The organism is Pseudomonas sp. TH34, assembly GCF_016650865.1.
Lineage (GTDB): Bacteria > Pseudomonadota > Gammaproteobacteria > Pseudomonadales > Pseudomonadaceae > Aquipseudomonas > Aquipseudomonas yamanorum.
This window is the reverse complement of sequence record NZ_JAEKFB010000007.1, coordinates 20,678-27,187: the sequence shown is the minus strand read 5'-3', so window position 1 is coordinate 27,187 and position 6,510 is coordinate 20,678. Positions and strand designations below refer to the sequence as shown.

Sequence of the window (6,510 nt, the reverse complement as noted above, 5' to 3'; positions counted from 1 at the left end):
TGATGTGAATCGCCAGCAGTTCAACAAGTACCTGGTGGGCCAGCACGTTCCGTCGCAGAAGATCCTTCAGAAGATCGGGCGTTATTTCATGATGGAAGCGGAAGACCTTTTCCGTCCGCCCGCCGAGTTCAAGAAGTTCTATGAAGGCTATGAAAACGAATTGCCGACCGGCTTGCGGGCCTCGGAGCAGTTCAATCATTTCCTGCCGCTGGCCAAGCAGTCGGCTGACGTGCTTGAAGACTATCTGGGCGTGTATTACCGCTATCACAATTCGTCGATCTACAAGGGGCGCATCCTGCGTTCTGTCACCTGCCTGTACCGGGCCGATTCGATGGTTCAGTACGTCACCGTCGAGCGGTTTCCGTTGCGCGATGGCAGCGGCAAGATCGGTTATTCATTTACCTACCACGGGTTCTGTTTACTGCTGGGCGATCGCCTGTTCATGGTGGATTTCGAAGGCAAGCAGCGTAACGAAATGACGTTTTCGATCCTGACGCCGCAACATCGTCGGCCGATCCGCTTTCTGTATGGGTTGGTGACGGGTGTAGCCTCGTCCTCGTTTCGCCAGCCCTTCTCTACGCGCATGGCCCTGGGGCTGGTGGACAAGGGCAAGATCCGCAAGCATCACTTGCGCAATGCAACGGTGCTGTTGCCGAGTGATCAGTCGATCCCGCTGGATGTGCGTGAGTACATGACCGGCGACAACGCCACCATCGTCTGGGGCGGTCAGGACTGAGGAGCTTGCAGGGGTTGGCGCGTGGTCATCATTTCAACCAGCGACGGGCCCTTGCTGTTCAGGGCTTTGACCAGGGTCGCGTTGAGTTGTGAAACGTGTTCGACGCGCCAGGCTTCCAGGCCGAAGTTGCGGGCGATACCGGCGAAGTCCGGGGCGTAGGGCTTGCCATCGGGCAAGTTGAATTCACCGGCCCGGTGTTGCTCGATGGGTTGGGCTTGTACGTCGTTCACGGCGTCGTCAGCGCTGCGGTTGAAGACTAGGAATACCACCGGAATGCTGTGCATCACGCACACGGACATCTCTTGCATCGACTGCAGGAAGTCCCGGCTGCCGACGGCGCAGACCACTTGACGGGCGGGCATGGCGAGCTTGGCGCCTATCGCTGCCGGGACAGCCCAGCCGAGGGTGGCGGGGTTGCCGGCGAAGAGGTGCCTACCGGGGTAATGCACTGGGAACATTTCGCGAACCATGAGCTGAGTGGGCCCGGCGCCCAGAATGAGGAGCACATCGTTTTCCAACACGGAGCGAGAGGCGCGGCCTTCGCGCAGTACGGTTATTTTTTGCGGGGTGGGTTGGGGTTCTGCGCGCAGGGTGGCGGGTTGCAGGCTGGCGTTGGTAGAGGCGCGTTGGAGGGTGTCGTCGATGGACAGGCTGACCGGGCCGGAATGGGCGCTCAGCATGGTGTCGAAGGATTGGCGCAGGGCTTGGGGTAGCTGTTGTATCGTCTGAACTGTCGTCTGGTCTTTCAAGACGTTGACCGATACCGTTTCGGCCTGGGCGTTGCTGATGACCATTAGCGCAGAGGCGTCCTGGTGCGCGGTGGCCAGGGCTCCCAGAGCCGAAGGGATGCCCAGCGGACCGGTCAGTACGACGGCCATGGGGCGCCCGCACGCGCGGAAGTAGCCGTCGGCGAGGTGGACGGCGCTGTGGGCCTGGATGACGTGGATGAACGGGATGTCGGTGCCTGGGGTCAGCAGTGCTTCGACCAGGGCCCGGGAGCCGTCGCCCGGGATGCCGGCTACGTAGTCGACACTGTTGGCTTTCAGTGCCTTGGCGATGATTTGGCTACCTGTGAGTTTCACGTAACACTCCAGCGAATGCGCGGCGTCTGGGCCGGGGATCAGGCTTGGAGTATTCGCCTGGTGCGGGGTGGGCTCAATTTCGCACCTTGGCTAAAAGAGACGCAGATTGACGCAGATGTTTGGGGATTGGGGGGCGGCCGGGTTTGGGGTGTATATCCGTTATTTGGGTGATTATTGATCCTCAATCCCCGACCCAAAACCCAAACCCAGAAGCCTGCGCCGATTAGGTCACTTCAATGCGTCAGAGTGCGTCGCTTTTAGCCCCCTGCGAAATTGAGCCCCCCGCCTCCCGGCTCAATACTCAACCCATGAAAACAACAAGCCGAGCCTATCAAGCGCTGGGCGCACCGCTTCAGGCCTGCAACTCCATAGCCCGGAAAAAGCGTGCGTCGCCCAGCCAAGGAAGAGTCAATCGGAACAGTGGAGGCCTTACCACCCTCCCCAGCAGCATGGAATCAATGCTGGCCATAACACTGCCGATCCAACTGACTGCATACAAAAGAAAGCACCCGGCCACACCGCCGGGCCCACGCCTTGCAAGTCGCTCAACGTTCGCACCCACCACCCCAGGCAGGAACTCGAAATGAAAAAAGAAATAGAGACGGGTTATGGTTTGACCGGCATTGACTTCAATTCCCTCAGTTTGAAACGACGCTCGTTTCTGCTGGGCGCTGCCGCCTCTGCCGCAGGCTTGTACCTCGGCTCGTTCGTGCCCAGCGCATTTGCCGCCACCACCGGCCACCTTGAAATCCTCGGCTGGGAAGGTGAAACCGGCGACGCCGAACTCGCCGACTGGCGCAAGCAGCGCAACGTCACCGTGCGCTCCAGCTATGCCAGCAACCAGGACGACATCACCGCGCGGCTGGCAGGCTCCGATCCGGTGCAGCTCGACCTGACCATGTACGCCCTGGGCTACGAAAAAATCTATCAGGAAATGGGCCTGCTCAAGGCCATCGACACCACGAAAATCCCCAACTATTCGGCCGACAACACCCTCGCGCTGTTCTACAAGGGGAGCCGCTGGTACTGGGACGGCAAGCAATGGGGGATCCCGTTGCTGTGGGGCATGAACACCATTATCTATAACCCCAAGAACGTCAAAAAGCCTACCCAATACACTGACCTGCTGGACCCGAAACTCAAGGGCAAGCTGACCTTCGTCGATGACGGCACCTCGAACTGGTCGCTGATCGCAACCATCGCCGGCTACGGCGACAAATACCCCAACCTGACCCGCGCCGAATTCAACGACGCCTTCGAAAAGCTCAAGCCGTACCGCGATCAGTGCCGGGTGTTCGCCGCCTCGTCGGGTGACGCGGTGTCGCTGCTGGTGTCAGGCGAAGTGGACGCGGTGTTTTCGGCCTCCGCCAACACCCCGAGCGAAACCATCAAGCGTGGCGTGACCACTGCCCTGTCGGTACCCAGCGAAGGCGCAGCGCTTTGGTGCGATGCGTTGTTCATTCCGAAAACCGCCAAGGACATTCCCCTGGCCCTGGAATTTATCAACAAGACCCTGGAGCCCGACACACAAGCCAAGATGGCGACCACGATGTTCTCCGGCGTGGTCAACCCCAAGGCCGTGCCCCTCCTGCCCGAGGACCTGAGAAACACCTTCGACTACGCGAACCTGGACAGCTTTTTCGAGAAATCCAAACTCTATGGCCAGCCGCCCCTGAGCTCCGAAAAGTATGTGACCTATGCTGAATGGATCGATCAGTGGGCGAACTTCAAGGGTTCTTTCTAGAGCGCTTGGCACGCCGGTGCAGGCGACCGTGGGGTGGGTGTTCATCAACACCTGCCCCACGGATCAACGCGCCCTGACTATCGAATAAAAACGCAAAGGCAACCTCATCATGACCGTAGTCAACAACACCGAGTCCATGCCCCTGGACGACGGCGATTCAAGGGTCGGCAAACACGTGAAGATCGACAAGAGAACCCTCAGCGGGTATTGGCTGGCGTCGCCGCCGTTGCTGTTTCTGGTGGTGTTCTTTCTGATTCCGTCAGTGCTGCTGCTGGTCGCCAGTTTCTGGACCGCCAAGACCTTCAGCATGGAACCCGCCGCCACCCTGGCCAACTACGCCAAGGCCCTGAGCGCCAGCGGGTTTTATGACTCGTTGTGGATCGCCCTGCAAAACGGCTTCTGGACCGCCCTGCTCTCCACCGTGATCAGTGCGCCGGTAGCCTATTACATCGTGTACCGCACACGCTCCAACGCCGTGTTGTACCTGGCGCTGGTCTCGTGGTTTTCCAGCTATCTGGTACGGGTCTACGCATGGCGCTCGATCCTGGGCACCAACGGCGTGATCAACTCCACCCTGCTGCACTTCGGCCTGATCGACCAGCCATTGGAATGGCTGGTGTTCAGCAAGTTCGCGGTGGTGCTGACCCTGGTCCATATCATGCTGCCCTTCACCCTGTTGCTGCTGGTGTCAGGTCTGCGCGACATCAAGAAGGACTACCTGGAAGCGGCCGCCGACCTCGGCGCCGGCGGCGTCAGCATTCTGTGGCGAGTGATCATGCCGATGGCGCACAAGAGCATCGTCAGCTCGTTCATGTTCACCTTCGTGCTCGCCGCCAGCGACTACGTCACCCCCCAATTGCTGGGTGGCCGGGATGCGATGACCACCGGGCTGGTGATCGCCAACCAGTTCCGTTCGGTGGGCAACTGGCCACTGGGGGCGGCGATGGCCTATCTGCTGTTGATCGTGTTCATGCTGGTGTACGCGTTGCTGCTGGCGGTGTTGCGCGCTGCCAACCTGGCACCCGGCAAGCGTTACCACGACTGAATACCGCCCATAAAAAAGGTAATTCGCCATGATCCGGCTATTCACTTACGTCTACATGCTGTTCCTCTACGCGCCCATCGCGATTATCGCGCTGTTCAGCTTTCACTCGTCGGCCTCGTTGTCATTCCCGTTCGAGGGATTTTCCACGCGCTGGTATGAGGCGCTGTTCAGCAGTTCGGACTTTATGACAGCCCTGACCAACAGCGCGATCGTCGCCGCTGGCTCGGCGATTCTTACCACGCTGCTGGGCACGTTCTCGGCCCTGGCGCTGATGCGCATGAAAGGCCGGGTGAAGGCAGTGTTCGCGTTCATGAACTTCGCGCCCATCGCCCTGCCCGGTTTGTTCCTGGGGATTGCGCTGGTAATTTTCTTCTCGCTGATCGGCCTGCCCCGATCGCTGCTGACGGTGATCATCGGCCATACGCTGTTCACCTTTCCGTTCTTTGTGGAGTCGGTGCGTTCGCGGCTGGAGTATTTCGACCTGTCGTTCGAGGAGGCCGCGCGCGACCTCGGCGCCTCGCCCCTCAAGGCGTTCTGGCTGGTGACGCTGCCCATCATCGGACCAACCATCGCCGGCGCCGCGATCCTCGCGGTGGCGCTGTCGATGGATGAATTCCTGATCACCGTGTTCGTCACCGGCAGCGACACCACGCTGCCGCTCATGATTCTTTCGATGATGCGCCGCGCCGTCAGCCCCACCATCAATGCCGCCTCGGTATTCATGCTAGTGGTGACCATCGCCATCATCGCCATCGCCGGCCTGGTCATGACCCTGCGTCGTCGCCGCCTCGAACTTGAACGTGCTGAAACTGCAGAGTAATCACCATGACCAACAGTATTGAACTGACCGGAATTTCCAAGAGCTACGGCAACCTCACTGCCCTGGGCAAAGTCGACCTGACGGTCAAACGCAACGAGATCCTGACCCTGCTCGGCCCCAGCGGCTGCGGCAAGACCACCCTGATGCGCATCATCGCCGGCTTCGAGGAGCCCACCACCGGCAAAGTGGTGATCGACGGCAAGGACTCAACCGCCCTGGCGCCTGAACACCGCCCGGTGAACATGGTGTTTCAGAAATACGCGCTGTTCCCGCACCTGGACGTGTTCGACAACGTGGCCTTCGGGCTGCGCCTGAAGAAGAAGCCCAAGGATGAGATCAAGCGTGAAGTGAACAAGGCGCTGGAACTGGTGCAACTGGAAAGCTTCAAGAGCCGCTGGATCTCCGAACTCAGCGGCGGGCAGGCGCAACGTGTGGCCCTGGCCCGCGCACTGGTTAACCGCCCGGCAGTACTGCTGCTGGATGAACCCCTGGCGGCTCTGGACCTGAAGATTCGCCACCATATGCTCAACGAGATCAAGCGCATCCACGAAGAGACCTCCACCACCTTTGTGTATGTGACCCATGACCAGGACGAAGCGATGATCCTGTCAGACCGTGTGGTGCTGCTGAACAAGGGTGGCATTGAGCAGATCGGCGGGCCGCAGGAGATGTATTGGTCGCCGCGCACCTTGTTCGCCGCCAAGTTCTTCGGCGATACCAATATCGTCAACGGCACGTATGGGCTGGGTGGCGTGGTCGACTTGCCGTTCGGGCGCTATGCCCACACCGCCAAAAGCGGCGTGGGTGCGGGGCCGGTTAATGTGTCGATCCGCCCCGAAACCATCGGCCTTGAGCACGCACTGGGCGCCACGCTGGCTGACGGCGCGTTTGCCGGCAAGGTCAAGGACACTTCGTTCATCGGCAACCGGGTGATCTACCGCGTGGAAGTGGCCGGCGGCACGCTCGACCTCAAATGCCAGCAACTGCCGACACCTGGCAGCCACGCATTGCCGCCGGGCACGAATGTGGCACTGACCTGCAAGCCGGAAAGCTTTGTGGTGATCCCGGCCTGAAGGATTTGAA

6 protein-coding genes are annotated in these 6,510 nt (G+C 60.2%); 5 read left to right on the top strand and 1 reads right to left on the bottom strand.

The window, feature by feature from the left end:
• A partial coding sequence (locus JFU58_RS04670; protein ID WP_201139949.1) for an XRE family transcriptional regulator occupies positions 1 to 736 on the top strand: 736 nt, incomplete at its 5' end.
• Here the strand turns inward: JFU58_RS04670 and JFU58_RS04665 are convergent.
• Positions 727 to 1,818, bottom strand: a complete 1,092-nt coding sequence (locus JFU58_RS04665) for a thiamine pyrophosphate-dependent enzyme (protein WP_201139948.1) — start codon at positions 1,816 to 1,818, stop codon at positions 727 to 729. The genes JFU58_RS04670 and JFU58_RS04665 overlap by 10 nt on opposite strands.
• A 583-nt stretch (positions 1,819 to 2,401) precedes the next feature.
• Here JFU58_RS04665 and JFU58_RS04660 point away from each other — a divergent pair.
• The 4 genes from JFU58_RS04660 to JFU58_RS04645 all read left to right on the top strand — a co-directional run bounded on the left by JFU58_RS04660 (position 2,402) and on the right by JFU58_RS04645 (position 6,500).
• A complete protein-coding gene (locus JFU58_RS04660) occupies positions 2,402 to 3,562 on the top strand; it encodes an ABC transporter substrate-binding protein (RefSeq protein ID WP_008430158.1) in 1,161 nt (386 codons plus the stop codon).
• A 109-nt stretch (positions 3,563 to 3,671) separates the two neighbouring features.
• On the top strand, positions 3,672 to 4,607 hold the full coding sequence (locus tag JFU58_RS04655; protein WP_201139947.1) for an ABC transporter permease: 936 nt from the start codon (positions 3,672 to 3,674) through the stop codon (positions 4,605 to 4,607).
• Positions 4,608 to 4,635: 28 nt separating this feature from the next.
• Positions 4,636 to 5,427, top strand: a complete 792-nt coding sequence (locus tag JFU58_RS04650; protein ID WP_010170899.1) for an ABC transporter permease — start codon at positions 4,636 to 4,638, stop codon at positions 5,425 to 5,427.
• A 5-nt stretch (positions 5,428 to 5,432) separates the two neighbouring features.
• The gene (locus tag JFU58_RS04645) at positions 5,433 to 6,500 is read left to right on the top strand and encodes an ABC transporter ATP-binding protein (protein WP_201139946.1); all 1,068 of its coding nucleotides are present in this window, start codon (positions 5,433 to 5,435) and stop codon (positions 6,498 to 6,500) included.
• The last annotated feature ends 10 nt before the right edge of the window (positions 6,501 to 6,510 follow it).